An 18120-nucleotide genomic window follows, 5' to 3' on the forward strand; every position below is an offset into this window, starting at 1 on the left:
CCTGCTGTCAGGCGGTAATTTTTTTCAGTTCCACCAGATAGCGCTCCGCATCCTGCTCTGGCAGTTTCAGTGTATGCACAGCCGTTACTCTAACAAAATCCGCTAAAGCTGCAATTTCTTCTTCCACCGCAGCGCCTTTCATGGCCAGAAAACGGCCATTTTCAGCGGGCAAATGCCGGCACCAGTGCAGCATATCATTCAAACTGGCAAAGGCGCGGCTCAATACAGCATCGTACCCTGGCTGCGGTTGATGTTCTTCCACCCGGCTTTGCAATGGCTCGATATTGCTTAACCCGAGCTGACGTTTCACTTCATTTAAAAAGCGAATGCGCTTGCCCAGGCTGTCGAGCAACACAAAGTGTTTTTCAGGAAATAAAATTGCCAGCGGTACCCCAGGTAAGCCCGGACCTGTCCCAACATCAATGATGCGCTGACAGTCGGGTTGATGCAGAAAGGGTCCCACCACCAGACTATCCAACAAATGCCGACCAACCATCTGCATTGGCTCACGCACTGAGGTCAGGTTGTAGGCTTTATTCCATTTGTGCAGTAACTGCAAAAAACCGATCAGTTGCTCACGCTGCAGCTCACTGACACTCAGGCTGGTTTGCGCCAGCAAACGATCGAGTTCAGCACGCAGCATCAGGCCGTTTTCCTTAGCAAACCCTGTTTTTTCAAGTACACCAGCAGCAACGAGATGGCAGCCGGCGTGATCCCGGAAATGCGGGTCGCCTGACCGACCGTTTCCGGTTGGGTCTGATTTAATTTTGCCACTACTTCGTTCGACAGCCCTTTCACCTGGCTGTAATCAAATTGAGCTGGTAAGCGGGTTTGTTCGTGGCGTTTTTGTTTGTCTATTTCGTCCTGCTGCCGTTCAATGTAGCCCTGGTATTTGATCTGGATCTCGACCTGCTCAGCGGCTAACGGATCAATGCTGGCTGCAGCCAGTCCTTCGATCGCTACCAGATCGTGATAAGTCACTTCAGGACGGCGGATCAATTCTTCCAGGCTGGCTTCACGGCTGAGTGGTGTTTTCAGCAGGGCATTGACCTTTTCAAGGGCCGGATGCTGCGGATGGATCCATTGCTGCTGCAACCGTTGCCGCTCGAGCGCAATCTGCTCCATTTTTTCATTAAACCGGGCCCAGCGCAGATCATCCACCAGGCCAAGCTCACGGCCTTTGGCGGTTAAACGGGCATCGGCGTTGTCTTCCCGCAGCATTAGCCGGTATTCCGCCCGGCTGGTAAACATGCGGTAGGGCTCTTTGGTTCCTAAAGTGGTGAGATCATCTACCAACACGCCTAAATAAGCCTGTTCACGCCCCGGAGCCCAGCTGTCTTTGCCTTGTACCTGCAAGGCAGCGTTCAACCCTGCTAATAACCCCTGGGCGCCGGCTTCTTCGTAGCCGGTAGTGCCATTGATTTGGCCGGCAAAGAACAAACCACGGATAAATTTGGTTTCCAGCGAGTGTTTCAGATCACGCGGATCGAAGAAATCGTATTCAATAGCGTAGCCAGGCCGGGTGATGTGGGCGTTTTCAAAGCCTTTGATAGAGCGTACCAGCTCGATTTGTACATCAAACGGCAAGCTGGTGGAAATGCCGTTTGGATAGACTTCGTGCGTCGTCAGTCCTTCTGGCTCAACAAAGATCTGATGCTGATCTTTATCAGCAAAGCGCATGATCTTATCTTCAATTGACGGGCAATAACGGGGGCCAATGCCTTCAATCACACCGGAATACATCGGTGAACGATCCAAACCACCGCGGATCACATCATGGGTGTGCTGATTGGTGTAGGTAATGTAACAAGGGATCTGCCTTGGATGCTGCTCGACCGAGCCAATGTAGGAAAACACCGGCAAAGGTGTATCACCAGGCTGTGGTTGCATCACAGAAAAATCGATGCTTCTGGCATCAATACGAGGCGGGGTACCGGTTTTTAACCGATCCACCCGAAATGGTAATTCTCGTAAGCGTTTGGCCAAGGCTATAGCCGGAGGATCGCCGGCGCGTCCACCGCTGTAGTTTTGCAAGCCAATATGGATCTGACCGCCAAGGAAAGTTCCTGTGGTTAACACCACGGCTTTGGCCATAAAGCGTAAGCCCATCTGAGTGATCACGCCTTTGACCTGATCCTGCTCGACAATCAAATCGTCACAAGCTTGCTGAAAAATAACCAGATTGGGTTGGTTTTCCAATCTGTGCCGTATCGCGGCTTTATAAAGCTGACGATCGGCCTGTGCCCGGGTGGCACGAACTGCCGGCCCTTTGGATGCATTCAGGGTTCGAAACTGGATCCCGGCCAGATCCGCTGCCTGAGCCATAGCCCCGCCTAAGGCATCAATTTCTTTGACCAGGTGCCCTTTACCAATACCACCAATCGCCGGATTACAGGACATCAGTCCCAGCGTATCAATATTGTGTGTCAGCAACAGCGTTTGCATGCCCATGCGTGCTGAAGCAAGGGCAGCTTCAGTGCCTGCATGGCCGCCGCCAATCACGATCACATCAAAGGTGGTTTGGTAATGCATTGGGTGCCTCAAATGATTTTGCTATTAATTCGCTACTAAGCAAAAAGGGCACGTATTGTACCCTGTTTCACAGGATGGAACCAACCTGAAAATTAGCTTGGATCCTTAAGATCACTAAGGATCTAATTAAAGGATCTTTTTAAAGATCTTTTATTACTGTTACTACTAAGCAGCTTGTTTTCAGTGTGTAAGGTAAATTTACTACGGAAGATCATTGCGTTAGATCCGATCGGATCCTGTGATCAAGCCAGGATCCGATCGGATCCAACCTATGGATAACCATGGTTTTTATCCACAGGCTAAGGTTTCATGATTTCTATAAAGAGGATAACTACAGTTTATACCTGATGTTATACCTTACTTATTCACAATATTATTTTTAATAGGCTAAAGCTGTTTATAACTTGCGTGTAAGCAGTGATCAAAGGATCCTGCTAACTGAGTGTTGCCAGATAATTTGGCAGCCAGTTCAAGGCTTGATCTTCGGGTAACTCCTCAGTTAGCACATCAATTTCCAGTGCTGGCAGCAGTTGTCTGGCCCCCAATTGCTGCAATAAAGTTGCCATGGTTCGGCCGGCCTGACAAAAAGTATCGTAGCTGGAATCACCTAAAGTGATCACAGCAAAGGAAATTGTGGTAAGATCCGGCTGATCTTGTGCTAATCGATCCGCGAAGGGTTGAATATTATCAGGCAGATCCCCTGCGCCATAAGTGGACGTGATCACCAGCCAGCTATTGCTGTCGTTGAGTTGATCCAATTCAGGAGTTAACTGAAGCTGCGCTTCAAAGCCTCCTAAAGCCATGGTTTCCGCAACCTGTTCTGCCACATATTCCGCTGCACCCATCTGGCTGCCGACAAGGATTTTGATCATTGATCTGTCCTTAGGTTTGTTGAATGTTTGACTATACTATACCCGTCGTCTTTCAAAATGCACGGGTGTTGGCTGCGATCGTTCACCCCAATCACTTAGTACTGCTAAGCTCATGGGGATGAACGGTCTTGCCACCTACGCGCATTTAGAAATCCATTGGGTATGCCATTGGAAGATGATTTGGCGGTGCACTGGGCATTGCCGGATTTTTGGTGTTTTTACTGCCTGGCAGGCAAGGTAAAGACCAGAATAGCACAACCATGCTGCCTGCCTGTGTATTGAGGTTTTATTATTTATGTCTGAAGTGACATCTTTTGCTGAACTGGATCTGCCCGAAGCAGTATTAAAAGCTGTGGCTGAACTGGGTTATGAAACGCCATCGCCGATTCAGGCGGAGTCGATCCCAAAACTTTTGGCGGGCAATGATTTGCTTGGCCAAGCGCAAACAGGTACTGGTAAAACAGCAGCTTTTGCTTTGCCTCTGTTAGCTCGGCTTGAAGCTGGCCAACGTGAGCCACAAATTCTGGTGCTGGCACCTACCCGTGAGCTGGCGATCCAGGTGGCAGAAGCGTTTCAGTCCTACGCCAAGTACCTGCCACAATTTCATGTACTGCCGATTTATGGTGGCCAGAGCTACAGCAACCAGTTGCGTTCATTAAAACGTGGTTGTCAGGTGGTGGTGGGCACGCCAGGCCGTATTATGGACCATTTGGAGCGTGGTACCCTGGTACTGGATAAACTAAAAGCCATCGTGCTGGATGAAGCTGACGAAATGCTGCGAATGGGCTTTATCGATGATGTGCAGACCATCATGGATCAAACACCGCCAGGTCGTCAGGTGGCGATGTTCTCGGCGACCATGCCAACGCAAATCCGTGCCATTGCGCAGAAGCATTTAAGCAATGCGTATGAGATCAAAATTGTAACTAAAACCAGCACAGTAGAGCGTATTACCCAGCGTTTTGTGCTGCTGGAGAACAATCAAAAACTGGATGCGTTGACCCGTTTGCTGGAAGGCGAAGATTACGATGCCAGTATCGTCTTTGTGCGGACCAAAAGTGCCACCGAAGAAATTGCGGTAAAACTGGGTGCCCGCGGCTACGCAGTGGCCAGTTTAAATGGCGATATGAACCAGACCCACCGTGAACAAACCATCCGTCGAATCAAGGATGGTCAGTTGGATGTGATTGTAGCGACCGATGTTGCTGCCCGCGGTCTGGATGTGGAGCGCATCAGCCTGGTGGTCAACTACGATATTCCGTACGACAGTGAAGCCTATGTCCACCGGATTGGCCGGACCGGCCGTGCTGGCCGTGAAGGTAAGGCGATTTTGTTTGTTTCGCCGCGCGAGCGTCGTTTATTGCGCAGCATTGAGCAGGCGACCCGTCAGCCGATTGAGCAGATGACACTGCCTACCGGCGCCGTGATTGAACAGCGCCGGATCCAAAATTTCCGGGCGGAATTGGCGCAGTCGATTGAAACCCAGGATCTTACTTTCTTCCAGGAGTTGATTGCCAAGTGGCAGGAAACGCTGGATTGTGGCGACAATGAGCTGGCTGCTGCTCTGCTTTATATGGCGCAAAAAGATCAGCCACTGAATGTAGCCGCTCAGTTCCCGGCGCTGCGTGAACCAAGCAGCAAACGCGATCGTGAGCGCAGTGATCGCCCGGTACGCGAGCGCGGTGACCGGCCTGATCGCGCGGAGCGTGGCCCTCGTCAGCGTCGTGAGATGAAAGGCGACTACACCACCTACCGCATTGAAGTAGGTAAAGAGCACGGGGTGCGTGCCGGCGATATCGTTGGTGCTATTGCCAATGAAGCCAATATCGACAGCCAGTTCATTGGTAACATTAAATTGTTTGATCAGTTCAGTACCGTTGAGCTGCCAGCCAGCATGCCGCAGGAGATTTTCCAGCACCTGAAGAAGGTGTATGTGCGCAAGCAAAAGCTGAATATCTCGGTCGATTCGGGTGCTGGCGAGCGCCGAAGTGGTCCAGGGCCTCGTCCGGGCGCAGGTCCGCGCCCTGGAGCTGCGCCTAAACGCCGCTCGCAATCATAATCGCGCTTTTTTGTCTGAAAACCTGCTCTTCGTGGCAGGTTTTTTTTATTGAAAAATACCGTTTGGCCCCATAGATCCAGTCCATACCCTTTTGATGGAGTTTGCTATGATCCTGGCCTGCCCACATTGCCATCGTTTAAACCGCCTGCCTAAGGAGCGCCTGAACGCTCAGCCCAGTTGTGGCCAGTGCAAGCAACCGCTTTTTACCGGCCAGGTTGTGGAACTGACTTCGGCTAACTTTACGCAGCATGCGGAAAAATCCGAGCTGCCTTTGCTGATTGATTTTTGGGCGCCCTGGTGCGGGCCTTGCGTGCAGTTTGCCCCGGTTTTTGCCGACTTGGCTGCCGAACTGGAACCTGGACTGCGGCTGGCGAAGATCAATACCGAGCAGCAGCAAGCTCTGGCTGGTCGCTTTGCTATTCGCTCAATCCCGACGCTAATGCTGTTTCAGCAGGGCAAGGTACTGGCGCAGCAAAGTGGAGCCATGCCAAAACAGCAACTGCTGCAGTGGTTACGGCAAAATTTGCGCTAACTAAATAGCTGCAGCAATTCGTCGGCGCTGCCTTGCCAGACGCCTTGCTGACTGCCACTAAACAGGCTATCGGCCAGGGCCTGCTTTTGCTGTTGCAGCAGCTGTATTTTTTGCTCCACCGTATCCTTGGCGATCAGTTTGTAGACAAAGACCTTTTTGTCTTGCCCTATGCGGTGTGCCCTGTCGGTGGCTTGTTGCATCACGGCCGGGTTCCACCAGGGATCATAGTGAATCACCGTATCAGCAGCGGTTAAATTCAAACCGGTACCACCGGCTTTTAAGCTGATCAAAAACAGCGGCACTTCGCCTTGCTGGAAACTGTCGATTTGCTGCTGACGTTTTTTGGTCTGACCGGTCAGTTTGGCGTAAGGAATGGCCTGTTGCTGCATCACTTCTTCTATCAGCGCCAGCATACTGGTGAACTGACTGAAAATAATGATTTTGCGCCCTTCCTCGATCATCTCCGGTACATTTTGCGTCAGCCAGTCCAGTTTGGCACTGCTTTGTACTTTCTGGGCACTGGCCAGTTTAACTAGGCGCGCATCGCAGCAGGCCTGGCGTAATTTCAGCAGCGCATCCAGGAACTCAATCTGGCTTTTGGCCAGGCCTTTTTCCGCAAACAACTGACGGATATGGCTTTCCATACTGAGGCGAATGCTGTCGTACAACTGGCGTTGGTCGGCTTCCATCGCCAGATACTGGTCGATTTCGACTTTCTCTGGCAATTCGCTCATCACTTCGCTTTTGGTGCGCCGCAGTAAAAACGGCGCCACCCGTTGCTGCAATTCCAGCCCGCGCTGCGGGTGTTGCTCGCGCTCTATTGGCCGGCGAAATTGTTTGCGAAAAAAAGCATCACTGCCCAGCAAACCCGGCAGGGCAAAGTCGAACAGGGATTTCAGTTCGCCCAGATGGTTTTCCAGCGGGGTACCGGATAAACACAAGCGGAAATGGCCCTGCAATTTGCGGATAGCCGCTGTGGTCTGGCTGCGGCTGTTTTTAATCTGCTGGGCTTCATCCAGTACGATGTGACTGAACTGATGCTGCTGATAGTGCTTCAGATCCCGTGCCATCAAGGGGTAGGTGGTGATGATAAGCTCCGCTTCGGCCAGTTGTTGTAAGGCTTTGCCACGTTGCTGACCATGGATCACCTGCACACTCAGCTCCGGCGTGAAGCGTTCGGCTTCCTGTTGCCAGTTGCCTATCAGACTGGTAGGGCAAATCACCAGCGCCTGCAGCCGGCTTTGCTGTTTTTGTTGCAGCAAAAACGCCAGCGTTTGCAGGGTTTTACCCAGCCCCATATCATCGGCCAGAATGCCGCCAAAGCCGTAGCGCTGCAAAAAGACCAGCCAGTTCAGGCCCTGCTGTTGGTAAGGGCGAAGTTCGGCAGCTAAACCTGCTGGTACCGTAATGTTTTCAATGCCCTGGAAGTTTTGTAATTTCTGACTGAGCGCCCGGATATCACTGGCCTGATGAAAACTCAGTTGCTCCCCAGGCAGTTGCTGCAACAGGGCACTGCGGTATGAAGGCAAGCGCAGGCTGCTGGCATCGCTGCCTTGCTGCAAAAATTCCTGCAAGGTACTAAATAACGGTTGCAGTTGATTGGCTGGCAGCTTCAGGGTGCGGCCATCCGGTAAGGGTAGCCAGAGGATGCTGTCTGGTTCGGGTTCTCCGTGCTGCTGCAGCCACTGCTGCACCAATGGCAGCATCGGCAGCCGTTCATCCCCCAGTTGCACATGCATATCCAGTTGGAACCAACCCGGTTGATCGCTGTGCACCTCAAATTCGGTGTCGGCTTCAATGATGCCCAGATCAAAGTCGGCACTTTGCTGGATAGTCCAACCCTGCTGTTGCAACCAGGGTTTGTCTCGTTCCAGCCATTCCAGCCAGGCGACCGGGCTGTCGTCTACTACCGAAAAATAACGCACCGCACTGTGGTGGGCGTGTTCAGGGTACAGCTGAGTGTCTTGTAATTGTTCAATCGCAGCCTGTTCCTGTTCGGGCTGGCGCTCAATGGCGAAATGTTGCTGGCCCTGGCAGTGGTGATGGAGTTTGGGCGCATCGACTGCCATGGCCGCCAGTTCTACCGGGCCATAGCGAAAACAAAGCTCTGCCACCGGCAGGTTACGCCGGCCTTTTTGCTGCATACCAAGCTTCAGCACTGCTTGAGGCGCTTGCTGAATGCTTTCAATCTGGATATCGGCCGGTGGTGGTAATTGCTCGGTTGGCAACGCCTGTTGCATGCCCAGCCAAAGCTGAGCCAGCTCTGCTTCCGGTACCTTGGGAATATTCAGCAGGTGCTGCAGCTGTTCGCCGCTTAACCGGGTGTGGATGGGACCCATTTCGAAGCGGCTTTCATCCAGGTACATCGGGGGTGTGGTATCAATTAACCGCCAGTTTGGTAAGCCTTCCAGTGTTAACTGCAACAGATGGTGTTCATCTTGTTGCTGCCAGCTGAGCTGGAGTTGCCGGCCCGGGCCTGGTTTTACTTCTTGCTGTACTTTTTGCCAGAAACAGCGGCCACTTTGCAGCATGCTTTGCAGCGCCAGTGCGCCCCAGCGCTCTTTTAACAGCATCTGCCCAAAGCGATTCTGGCTGCTGATAAGGCCGAGCAGGCGAAAATCTTCGCTGCAGCCCCAGTGCGGGATATAGCCCTGGCGGTAATCGTGCTCGCTAAGCAGGCTGCCCTGACCAAAGCCACCTTTTTTCAGTCGTCTGGCCCGGCGCGGACTGACACTAAGGCCTTGCTCGGTCAGATCCAGTAAAAACAACACCCGATCTTTGTATTCCAGCTCGACCGGCTGTTGCTCCAACTGCTGCAAGCTATTGAGCCAGAGCTGGACTTTGTCTTGCTGTTGCTGATGTTGTTGCTGTTGCAACTGAATAACCTTAAGCAGCACCGCCAGGGTGTGTTTGCAATTAACCGCCACCGGGCAGCTGCAGCGTGCCTGCAGTTGCCAGTCCCGGCCCTGACGAAGCAGTCGGATGGTTTGGCGGTAGGGGATCAGCGAATTGCCCCAGACCTGGGCATCAATCCGGCTGTAGTCATCGGCTACGTCCAGCCTAAATACCTTGTTTTGCTCCAGATAGGGCTGCGCACGCTGATAGACGGCGGCACCATAACGCAGTTTGAGTTCGTAATCCGACAGTGGGAACAGCTGAGTCTGGGGATCGGGCATGAAACAAGGGTCCACGAATTTTTTGCAAACGACTATTGTAACGGTTTTGCGTTGATTTCCCCAGCGCTTTAGCGGTTATTGCCACCAAAGTTGAGTTGCATCATCTATTGCACTGAAAAGCACTGTTGCCAGCAAAACCGGTTAGCCCAGCACAGGCCAGTCGGCAGCATCGACACTGTCCAGCGCCAGTACACGGCTATCGCCCTGCCACTGACGGATGTAACTGCCATCCGGATCGTACAGTTGCTGTTGTTTTTCCAGATTAAACTGGCGATGGCCACGGGGATCGGCGCCAACCCCGGCCAGATATTGCCAGTTGCCCCAGTTGATGGCGACATCGTAATCGATCAACTGCTGCTCGAACCAGGCAGCGCCATAGCGCCAGTCCAGTTGCAGCTCGTGCACAAAGCAACTGGCGACCAGCTGACGGCCCCGGTTGGAAAGGTAGCCGGTTTGATTGAGCTGGCGCATGCAGGCATTGGTCAGCGGGTAAGGGGTGGTGCCCTCGCACCAGGCGCGAAAGCGTTGCGGGTAAAAGCTGGTCAGTGGCGCACTTTGTTTAATGCCCTGGCGCAGAAACAAAGCGTTGCCATGACGGTGGCTGTACCAATGAAAATACTCACGCCATAGCAGTTCAAAGTAGATCCAGTAACTGGAGTCGTTGCGGCCATGCCGTGCTTCATAGCCATGCAGAGCTGTGACCACCTGGCGGGCAGATACGCAACCGGCCGCCAGCCAGGGCGAAAATTTGGTGGAATTATCAAAACCATCCAGCGCATTGCGTACCTCCTTATAAAAACCGGGCAGGGTACTGTTAAAGTAGCGCTTTAGATGCTGTTGCCCACTGTATTCGCCACCAGAGAATAATGAGCTAAGCCAGCTTGGATAGCCAGGCAATGGCTCACTCTGCACGCCTGTTGGCGCAGGCGGAATGTGCTGTGGCGCTGCTATGGCTGCAGCCAGAGGTAACTGCTCAACCTGCTTACGAAATTGACTAAAGCTAGCGGGTAGCTCTGTCAGCGCAAAGGGTAATTGCTGTTCGGTAAACAGTGTATTGCTGTCCGGGTTTTGAAAGCTAAGATAAGGAAAGCGCTGCTGCAGTTGCTGCCATTGCCGTGCTTCGTAATAGCCGGGCTGACGGCTTTGGTAAATGGCATCGACTTTGTATTGGCTGATCAGCTGGCTGATGGCTTCAACCGGTGACTGGAATCGCAGCACTAACTGCTGCTTATAGGGTTGCAACTGATGGCTGAGCTCCTGCAGGCTATCCAATACAAAGCGCCAGCGCTGCATGCCCATGCGTTTGCTGGCATAACGGCCGGGGCTAAACCAGCCAGGCTCTGCGCAGTACAGCAGAATTAACTGCTCGCACTCGGCGCAGGCCTGTGTCAGCGCCGGTTGATCGCTCAGTCGTAAATCCTGTTGAAACCAAAATAATCCCAGCCGATGCATAGTTCTCTCCTGCAGGTAAGGCATTATGGTACGTTTAGTTGATGCTATCAGACCAGTTGTAATCGCCTCTGTGCTGGTTGCTATGCTAGGCTGTTACAGCGTTCAATTTTGCAAAAGGATAGATGCATGCACTGTAAACTGGCGGCTCTCACGACCCTTGTTCTTAGTAGTTCTGTGCTGGCTTATGGCTGGGGTGGACCCGAGCCATTTCGGCTGGAACGATTGGATGGCCGTAGTTTTACCTTGACTGAGGAAAGCTTTCTACACCGAGCCAGTTTTCAGTCGATGCCAGTGGTAAAAATGCACGATAGCTGGGCTGAAGACGGCTGGTATGGCACTGCCGGCAGTACCCGGAGCCGCGAGTTCTTTGTGCAATCGCATCTGCAAAAGCGGGTGCAATTCGATGTTCCTATGTTTGTCGGGGTGCGTTTTCGCCGCGATGAAGATTTAGACGGCCGTTTTGATCGCACCCTGTTCGGCAGTGGCTATACCAATGCCGATGGCAGTGTGGAGCTGGGGATCTGGGGTGATGTGCGTGGTGGTAAAGATGAAATCGATCTGCAGCTGGAAGCTTTTTGGCAACCGACTGATCGGCAGTGGTGGCGCTTGACCCTGGTGTCGCCGGATGCGATGTACAACAGCAAAACCTACGACAGCAGCTTTTATCAGCAGAAGCCTTTAACCGTGCATCTGGCAGCCGGTAGCACCTTTTCTGCTGGCCAGCAGCTGTATGGCTTTACCAATGTGAACCGGCAAATGGAATACCATCAGCCGGATCTGGCGCAGCAATGGACCGACAAACAGTACTCGGCGGGCCTGGGCTGGTTGTATCCTGTGAGCAGCAGCTGGCAACTTGGGCTGCAGACACAGGGGCTTTATGGTCTGCGGCAACAGTGGCAGGGCGATGCACTGGCATTTGAGCTGCTGCGGCAATTTAGTGACACCAGTCTGGAGTTGCAATCGCGTGGTGCTCAGGCGGTGGATTATTGGGGGGGGCTGCGCTATTTGACCCTGCGTGAGCGCGATCAAACTATGGCCGCCGGGCAGGCACTGTTAGAACACCGGAATGAATGGACGCTCTACGCCGGCATGGCTTGGCATTGGCGTCCCTGGATCCGTCTCAAGCCAGCTCTGATGCTAAGCTATGCCGATATCCAGGGTGCCCGGCCGGATGATGAAGATCCACTCGACTTTAGTGGTATTCTGGCCAAGCTGGTGCCGGTGGTCGAGCTGCACTTGCATCAGCAAAGTGGTGCTATGATCCGGATAAACCCAACCATCGAGCTGCACAATCTGTCGTTTGGCGGCGGCAATGTACAGGTGCATATTCCGTTTTAATGGCTGCATACTGATACCCGGTTATCCAAACCGGGGTTGCTTCAACGAGAGCGTTGCTTAACATGCAGCTGGTATTTTGCAAAAGGATTCGTGTAATGGCAGGCAGACTGGTTCGTAAAAAAGGCAAAAAAGCAGGTTCTGCACCCGGGACTCTGGTGTATACCGGTAACGCATCCAGTCAGGATGTCAGCTGGCAACTGGTCCAATATAACAGCAATCTGTTGCAGGACGATACCCTGACAGATCTTCAGCAACTTCCGTCACAACCTGTTGGCATGGTGCGTTGGTTGAATCTATGTGGCTTAGCGGGCATTGCACCAGTAGAACAGCTGGGAAAACAGTTCAACCTGCATCCGTTGGTGCTGGAAGATATGCTCAATACCGATCACAGGCCTAAGGTTGAGGCGCATCCTGACTATCTGTTTATTGTCTTTAAAATGCTGCACTTTCATCCGGATAACCGCGAGATCCGCGCCGAACAAATCAGTCTGATTTTGTTTGATAACACAGTGATTAGTTTGCAGGAGAGGCCGGGGAATGTATTTGAAGGGGTATTGCAGCGACTGCAGGCAGGTCGGCGTTTGCGGGGGTTTGGCGCCGATTACCTGGCCTATGCGTTGCTGGATTCGGTCGTGGATCATTATTTTGTTCTGCTTGAGCAGTGCGGTGATCATATAGAGCAACTGGAAAATGAGCTAATGACAGCGCCCTCCACCGCTGTGTTGGCTAAAATTCACCACTTTAAACGTGAAATGCTGATGCTGCGTAAAGCGGTTTGGCCACTGCGGGAGTTGCTCAGCAGCCTGCTGCGCGATGAGTATGCTCTGATTAAGCCAGAAACCCGTATTTTCCTGCGTGATGTCTACGACCACTGCGTGCATATCATCGATACCATGGAAACGTTGCGCGATGTGCTGGGCGGTTTGCTGGACCTGTATCTGACCAGCGTCAGTAACCGCACCAACGAAGTGATGAAAGTTCTGACCATGATGGCCAGCATCTTTATTCCGCTGACGTTTATTGCTGGTATTTACGGCATGAACTTTGAAATCATGCCAGAGCTCAGCTGGCAATATGGCTATGCCTTGATCCTTGGTCTGATGGCCGCCATCGCCGGCGGCCTGCTGTGGTATTTCCGTAGAAAAGGGTGGTGGTAGGTTATTTACCGATACAGAAAGTGAAATTTCATTATAAAACAGTAGTTAAGCTTGTTTTAGGTGGCCCAGTTAAGGGCCAGCCTCGGATTAAAAATTATCATGGTTTCATTGGAGGTGAAAGTGCTGGCTCATCAGCCTGTTGTGTATCAAATTCTATTTTCTTCAAATGCGCTGCTAAATCTAGTGCATCTTTATGACTCAATCCGCATTGAAATGGCGTACCATTTTTAATTACGCAGAATAAACCATTATCCTTGGTGTCTGGACTGACTTTTATCGCTTCGCTCATTTTCACCTCAAAAAAATTAACTTTTAATCCCCAATACTACAGATATTAGGGATTAGATATTGACACATATCTATTTAGTTGGCTATTTTGAAACAGAGCGCTACCGGCGCTTGCTGCCCACCTTGGCGAACCCGGACGGGACGGTTTATCAATTCAATTTAAAGTTTGTGATCATTCATGAGCTATCTGGCAGTGGGCACCGGTCTGCTCGTGTAACGGAGCACAGACTATGTTATTTCACGTTAAGCCCCCTAAAGGCGTAAATCTATCCAGCTTTAATTTTGATTCAATTCCAGTCGAATACTTCACAAGTTTTGTCATATCCAAGATAGACATAGAGAAATTTAAGCAGCAAGCTAGAAAAATTAAACGAGAAAAAAAGATCTCTCACCAGCAGGCATTAGATGCTATTGCTGTTCAGATGAAATTTAATCATTGGAAACATTTATTATCTTGGCGTGAAAAGTCTGAAGAAATTGAATGGGCTTTTCACAAGGGTTGTGTTATGGCTTTTGACTCTGGTGAGCAAGTTGATATTGACGATGGTTCAATTATTGAAATTGATCGTTCAGCGTTTGCATACCTGTTTGAGCAAGAGCTAAGAAAACTATATGGCCAGCTCATAGATGAAGATAGTGAAGATAGATTGCTTATGAAAGATACTCATACAGCTTCGGAGTTGGATTTGTTTATATCTGATGAAGTTGAAGGTATGGACTTTTATCGAGTTGCCCCCAGTGTATATTTCCGATCACTTAAACAGGCTTTGAAGATAGTCCAAGACAGGTGTTTCTGGTTACCAAATATGATGTTATATCGAGGTTGCCTAATCGATACTCACTCATTACCTACGAGAGATAGCAATGGAAATGTAGTCGGATTTAGGTATTAATCCTGATAGGCTGGGCAGATATGGCAGTTTGAAACCGCTAAATCTGCCCCGATTTGACATCATGGCCTTAGCTTCTGAGCTCTTACTTGCGTGGCAATAAAATTATTACTGTCAGCTTCAGTTTCAATCGGGTTACTTAGAAGCCATTCTTCAACCTTTTTCGGGTCGAAAAAAACTAACTTGCCATTGGGTTTAGAGTGAGGAATTTTACCTGTATGCGTCAGTTTGTAGATATAGCTGACACTCAACCCGGTGAAAGCTGAGCATTCCGCTACATTCAATACTGCCTTGTTATTCAAGTTGCTTTGCATCATTACCTCCGTAGCGGATCTAGATTTCTCTGAAGGGTTATTATCTGATGAAGCATAATTATTGTTTTTTACTGCCATTATTATGGGTTCTTTAATCTCTTTGGGAAATAGGGAATAAGGGAAACCCCTTATGAATCATGCCCATAATTTGGTAATATTGGTTGGGAAAGTATTTCGTCTAGCGCTAAATCGCTCACTATATTATGAGGTAGCACTTTGAAATATCTGCCTCCAGCTGGGCCACCAGGAATCACACGTTTGAATGTGTCTCTGCCTTCACTGGTTTCCATCCAGCCCTGGCTGGCCATGTACTGCACTGATTGAGAAACTTGGTTTTTGAAGTTGAGTTCAAGCCCTTCTTTAAAGGCATCACGTGTCAGGTACCAAGCCTGAATATTCTTTTCCTGAATGATGTAGCCATATTGATCTTGTAATGGTCGGCCTTCAGGCAGCAGTTTTTTACGCCAACGTTTTAATGCTATTGGCAGGTGTTTTTCTATTTTTTTGTCCTCCGAGTCAACATTGCTACCCCTGGTATCCGGCCAAGCCTCAAAAGCAATTTGCGCGGCTTCTTCCGCGGTGCCTGTTGGCCACGGAAGCAAACCAGCAGAAATAGCCAGCTCACCAGCTACCGCATGTAGGGCAAACCGTTTTGCTGCTTCGGTTACCTGATTGCCGTCACCGGCTTGTTGTCATTGATTTAGCATTTGGGTTATTTGGTTGCTTAGGGCGGCGCAGATTTTCAGTTTTGCTAAGATATTCGACCAATACTTTGAATACGGACCCGTGATTAAGGCTGATACGTGTCTTATGACAAAAGCAGTAGGGCATTCTGGCAGAAATGAATTAGTTTTCTGCCTCTGCCTGGATGAACCAGTATGAGTGCTGAGTAAATACAGCAGATTTAAAACTGCCTTTGCTTTAAGTAAGTTGCTTGGTGGCCAGCCGCATTTTTTATCGTTTGGCAGTTGAATTTGCACAATATATTCTAGATTGGTCAAAGTATTACTGTTAGATTCAGTTAAAGAGAACGGTTTAAAAGATGGAACGAGTATGAAAGATAAGAAATCTAACATTTCCAAAGTTAGCCCTGAATCTGATGAGTTTTCTGAAGTTGTCATTGCACTCGTGTGTGCTGTAGGTACTGATCTTAATAGATTTATTACCATGATCACCGAAGAGTTGGAGTTATATGACTTCAAGCCTGATGTTATACGAGTCTCAGAAAATATATTGAACGAGTTAAACAAAAAGCCCACTGGCCTTTCTAGAATAAAAACCATACAGCACTATATGGAAGTTGGGAACAAATACAGAGATATTACTGAAAACAATGCTGCATTAGCCTATTCTGCTATTGCAGAAATTTCTAAAAGAAGAGCAAGTATCTTGGAAGGAGAGGAGCCTCGACCGTTAAGTAAGAAGGCGTGGGTAATTCGCTCATTAAAGCATCCTGAAGAAGTCAAAGCACTGAGAGAAACTTATGGTAATAGTTTGTTTGTAATAGGTATTCATGCTAGTTACGAAAAGAGGTATCAGACACTTTGTAAAAAGTTAAGGCAAGCGGAACCTAAGACATTAGTAGAGCAACTTATAGCGAGAGATGCTGACGAAGGCCCTGATAGTGGTCATGGGCAACATACTCGGGATACCTTTCATCTGTCAGACTTTTTCATAGATGAAGATCAAAATATGGATAAGAATAAAGCGGATGTAGAAAGGGTCTTTAAGCTGATTTTTGGTTTTCCGTTCCTTACTCCAACATTTGACGAGTATGCAATGTACATGGCATTTTCTGCCTCTACTCGTTCTGCTGATTTATCTCGACAGGTTGGAGCGGTGCTCGCTAAAGACAAAAATATTATCTCTACTGGAGCAAATGATGTACCGAAGCCGATGGGCGGCTTGTATTGGCCTATTTTATCTCAGTCAGAGATCGTGGATGTTGATCAGGGGCGGGATTACAAGCGGGGATTTGATGCTAACAAACGTGAAATCCAAGATATTGTCGATGACCTGATCTTAAAATTAGGTTTAGAAGACTCGGTCGAAGTGCGTAATAAGTTTAAACGCACAAAGCTTAGTGATATCACTGAGTATGGCCGAGTCGTGCACGCAGAAATGGAAGCAATACTCTCTTGTGGAAGGTCAAATAACAGTACTATTGGAACTACGCTTTATTGCACTACGTTTCCTTGTCATAACTGTGCGAAACATATTATTGCTGCGGGTGTCGCTCGAGTTGTGTATGTTGAACCTTACTCTAAAAGTAAAGCTTTTGATTTTCACGACGATGCGATTTCTGAGGGAGCATCCGATGGTAAGTTATCGTTTGAACCATTTGTGGGAGTTGGTCCCCGCAGTTTTTTGAATTTATTTTCGCTAAAATTGGGTAATGGTCGGGAGATAAAACGAAAAAAATCTAATGGCGAAACTGTAGACTGGTCTCGAGAATCCGCTACACTGAGACTTACTCCTGACGAGTTGCAATATATTGCTCGAGAGGAGTTTGCAACGGCGATAGCAAATGCACATCTAAAGAGTTATATGAAGGTGAGCGGAGAGGAAAAAAATGACTAAAAAAGACAATAGAACCTTAGCTGAGCATATGGAGCTTGTTAGCCAAAAGGTCTCAGTATGGCCGCAGTGGCAACAGCAGATTTTTAGAGCCAAAGTCTCATCTCCTCAAAAAAGCACAAATGAGAAAAAACTTGTTGCAGAAAGCGCTTGATTGGAGAGGTTTTAAAAAAAGCTGCTTGATGCAGCTTTTTTTATCTTCGGTTTTATCCAACCTCTCAAGTATTTAGTAACATGGGACGTAAACATTCGGAGTCAGGTACTGCTTTACAGGAGCGGGCAAAACAACGTGATTGCTCACATAGTAAAACAGATAATGATATTCGTATTTTAGATAGGAATTTGGCATGCCAAATTTCGAAGGGCATTAATTGAAACGTTTAACCCGAGACTATAAAATCTTTTGTGTAAGTGGCTGTTTATCATAACGATACTTGGTAACCGTTCATAATCATAAACTGCGTCATGGCTGGCTTCCAATCTCGCAGTGGCATTGTCCACTTTTTAGCAATCTGGTGTAAAGCCAGATACAGCAATTTGAGTACTGCATCATCACTTGGGAAATGCATGTTGGCCATGTAGTATGGCTTCATATGGTAAGCCTTTTGGCAACAAGCGCTTATATGCTGACCAACGACATATACATAAGGTTCTAAAATTACAAAATCTGAATTTTTTAAAAGAACTAGAAAGTCGAGTTTTGACCAAATAGTCAGGATTGAGCAGCTCGTCAGCCAGGTACCACTAACTCAGGTACTAATCAAAGAGAGGTGTTACATGGTTCAGTAAGGTAAATCATCAGTTCAGTATTGTTTGAAATCAGTGACTCAGCAGCACAATAGGATGCCGTCCGAGGATTTTAGAAGTAATACGTTTGTTGTGCTTTGTTACTTCCCCGATACATAAAGTAAAAAATATTTATTTATCAATAAC

15 protein-coding genes and 1 pseudogene are annotated in these 18120 nt (G+C 49.1%); 7 read left to right on the top strand and 9 right to left on the bottom strand.

The genetic code is table 11. The features are described 5' to 3' along the window. Positions 1–7: 7 nt before the first annotated feature. The 3 genes from rsmG to mioC all read right to left on the bottom strand — a co-directional run bounded on the left by rsmG (position 8) and on the right by mioC (position 3404). Complete coding sequence (rsmG, locus tag ABC502_RS13995; protein ID WP_345916287.1) at positions 8–643, bottom strand: 16S rRNA (guanine(527)-N(7))-methyltransferase RsmG; 636 nt, start codon at positions 641–643, stop codon at positions 8–10. Then, a complete protein-coding gene (gene mnmG / locus ABC502_RS14000) occupies positions 643–2532 on the bottom strand; it encodes a tRNA uridine-5-carboxymethylaminomethyl(34) synthesis enzyme MnmG (protein ID WP_345916288.1) in 1890 nt (629 codons plus the stop codon). Before mnmG ends, rsmG begins: the two co-directional genes overlap by 1 nt. 434 nt (positions 2533–2966) lie before the next feature. Further along, positions 2967–3404: an FMN-binding protein MioC gene (mioC, locus tag ABC502_RS14005; RefSeq protein ID WP_345916289.1), complete on the bottom strand. Its 438-nt coding sequence runs from the start codon at positions 3402–3404 to the stop codon at positions 2967–2969. 295 nt (positions 3405–3699) lie between these two features. Here mioC and ABC502_RS14010 point away from each other — a divergent pair, with 295 nt between their 5' ends. Together ABC502_RS14010 and trxC are read left to right on the top strand one after the other, a co-directional pair. Next, positions 3700–5463 carry a DEAD/DEAH box helicase gene (locus ABC502_RS14010; protein WP_345916290.1) on the top strand — a complete coding sequence of 588 codons (1764 nt, stop codon included), beginning with the start codon at positions 3700–3702 and terminating at the stop codon, positions 5461–5463. A 106-nt stretch (positions 5464–5569) separates the two neighbouring features. Continuing rightward, positions 5570–5995 carry a thioredoxin TrxC gene (trxC, locus tag ABC502_RS14015; RefSeq protein WP_345916291.1) on the top strand — a complete coding sequence of 142 codons (426 nt, stop codon included), beginning with the start codon at positions 5570–5572 and terminating at the stop codon, positions 5993–5995. On the opposite strand, the gene ABC502_RS14020 is transcribed toward trxC, so the two are convergent. After that, complete coding sequence (locus ABC502_RS14020) at positions 5992–9171, bottom strand: DEAD/DEAH box helicase (protein ID WP_345916292.1); 3180 nt, start codon at positions 9169–9171, stop codon at positions 5992–5994. The two genes, trxC and ABC502_RS14020, sit on opposite strands and share 4 nt — an antisense overlap. Positions 9172–9312: 141 nt before the next feature. Continuing rightward, the gene (locus ABC502_RS14025; protein WP_345916293.1) at positions 9313–10623 is read right to left on the bottom strand and encodes a DASH family cryptochrome; all 1311 of its coding nucleotides are present in this window, start codon (positions 10621–10623) and stop codon (positions 9313–9315) included. 126 nt (positions 10624–10749) lie between these two features. On the opposite strand from ABC502_RS14025, the gene ABC502_RS14030 reads away from it, so the two are divergent. Both ABC502_RS14030 and corA read left to right on the top strand, forming a co-directional pair. Next, on the top strand, positions 10750–11961 hold the full coding sequence (locus ABC502_RS14030; RefSeq protein WP_345916294.1) for a hypothetical protein: 1212 nt from the start codon (positions 10750–10752) through the stop codon (positions 11959–11961). Between the two features lie 95 nt (positions 11962–12056). Continuing rightward, positions 12057–13118, top strand: a complete 1062-nt coding sequence (gene corA, locus ABC502_RS14035; RefSeq protein ID WP_345916295.1) for a magnesium/cobalt transporter CorA — start codon at positions 12057–12059, stop codon at positions 13116–13118. Between the two features lie 97 nt (positions 13119–13215). On the opposite strand, the gene ABC502_RS14040 is transcribed toward corA, so the two are convergent. Beyond that, positions 13216–13407 carry a hypothetical protein gene (locus ABC502_RS14040; protein WP_345916296.1) on the bottom strand — a complete coding sequence of 64 codons (192 nt, stop codon included), beginning with the start codon at positions 13405–13407 and terminating at the stop codon, positions 13216–13218. A 229-nt stretch (positions 13408–13636) separates the two neighbouring features. On the opposite strand from ABC502_RS14040, the gene ABC502_RS14045 reads away from it, so the two are divergent. After that, entirely contained in the window at positions 13637–14299 is a 663-nt protein-coding gene (locus ABC502_RS14045; RefSeq protein WP_345916297.1) for a hypothetical protein, read from the top strand. 59 nt (positions 14300–14358) lie between these two features. Here the strand turns inward: ABC502_RS14045 and ABC502_RS14050 are convergent, their stop codons facing one another. Then, positions 14359–14688 (bottom strand): helix-turn-helix domain-containing protein, encoded by a 330-nt coding sequence (locus tag ABC502_RS14050; protein ID WP_345916298.1) that lies wholly within the window; start codon positions 14686–14688, stop codon positions 14359–14361. Positions 14689–14738: 50 nt separating this feature from the next. Further along, positions 14739–15212, bottom strand: coding sequence for a hypothetical protein (locus ABC502_RS14055; protein WP_345916299.1), 474 nt, complete (start codon positions 15210–15212; stop codon positions 14739–14741). 451 nt (positions 15213–15663) lie between these two features. Between ABC502_RS14055 and ABC502_RS14060 the strand changes: the two genes are divergently transcribed. Both ABC502_RS14060 and ABC502_RS14065 read left to right on the top strand, forming a co-directional pair. Continuing rightward, entirely contained in the window at positions 15664–17190 is a 1527-nt protein-coding gene (locus ABC502_RS14060) for an anti-phage dCTP deaminase (RefSeq protein ID WP_345916300.1), read from the top strand. Then, positions 17183–17341 (top strand): hypothetical protein, encoded by a 159-nt coding sequence (locus ABC502_RS14065; RefSeq protein WP_156420341.1) that lies wholly within the window; start codon positions 17183–17185, stop codon positions 17339–17341. The genes ABC502_RS14060 and ABC502_RS14065 overlap by 8 nt, the downstream gene beginning before the upstream one ends. Positions 17342–17609: 268 nt before the next feature. On the opposite strand, the pseudogene ABC502_RS14070 reads toward ABC502_RS14065, so the two are convergent. Further along, positions 17610–17750 (bottom strand): annotated as a pseudogene (locus ABC502_RS14070) (IS256 family transposase); the annotation flags it as partial. Between the last annotated feature and the right edge of the window lie 370 nt (positions 17751–18120).

Source organism: Alkalimonas sp. NCh-2 (genome assembly GCF_039631345.1).
GTDB classification, from domain to species: Bacteria; Pseudomonadota; Gammaproteobacteria; order Enterobacterales; family Alteromonadaceae; genus Alkalimonas; species Alkalimonas mucilaginosa.

Bases quoted from the DNA above. Each gene is read 5' to 3' on its own strand.
- ABC502_RS14010 (WP_345916290.1), top strand. From the start codon at position 3,700: ATGTCTGAAGTGACATCTTTTGCTGAACTGGATCTGCCCGAAGCAGTA.
- mioC (WP_345916289.1), bottom strand. From the start codon at position 3,404: ATGATCAAAATCCTTGTCGGCAGCCAGATGGGTGCAGCGGAATATGTG.
- ABC502_RS14025 (WP_345916293.1), bottom strand. From the start codon at position 10,623: ATGCATCGGCTGGGATTATTTTGGTTTCAACAGGATTTACGACTGAGC.
- ABC502_RS14030 (WP_345916294.1), top strand. From the start codon at position 10,750: ATGCACTGTAAACTGGCGGCTCTCACGACCCTTGTTCTTAGTAGTTCT.
- mnmG (WP_345916288.1), bottom strand. From the start codon at position 2,532: ATGCATTACCAAACCACCTTTGATGTGATCGTGATTGGCGGCGGCCAT.
- ABC502_RS14045 (WP_345916297.1), top strand. From the start codon at position 13,637: ATGTTATTTCACGTTAAGCCCCCTAAAGGCGTAAATCTATCCAGCTTT.
- corA (WP_345916295.1), top strand. From the start codon at position 12,057: ATGGCAGGCAGACTGGTTCGTAAAAAAGGCAAAAAAGCAGGTTCTGCA.
- ABC502_RS14050 (WP_345916298.1), bottom strand. From the start codon at position 14,688: ATGGCAGTAAAAAACAATAATTATGCTTCATCAGATAATAACCCTTCA.
- ABC502_RS14040 (WP_345916296.1), bottom strand. From the start codon at position 13,407: ATGAGCGAAGCGATAAAAGTCAGTCCAGACACCAAGGATAATGGTTTA.
- ABC502_RS14060 (WP_345916300.1), top strand. From the start codon at position 15,664: ATGAAAGATAAGAAATCTAACATTTCCAAAGTTAGCCCTGAATCTGAT.
- trxC (WP_345916291.1), top strand. From the start codon at position 5,570: ATGATCCTGGCCTGCCCACATTGCCATCGTTTAAACCGCCTGCCTAAG.
- ABC502_RS14065 (WP_156420341.1), top strand. From the start codon at position 17,183: ATGACTAAAAAAGACAATAGAACCTTAGCTGAGCATATGGAGCTTGTT.
- ABC502_RS14020 (WP_345916292.1), bottom strand. From the start codon at position 9,171: ATGCCCGATCCCCAGACTCAGCTGTTCCCACTGTCGGATTACGAACTC.
- rsmG (WP_345916287.1), bottom strand. From the start codon at position 643: ATGCTGCGTGCTGAACTCGATCGTTTGCTGGCGCAAACCAGCCTGAGT.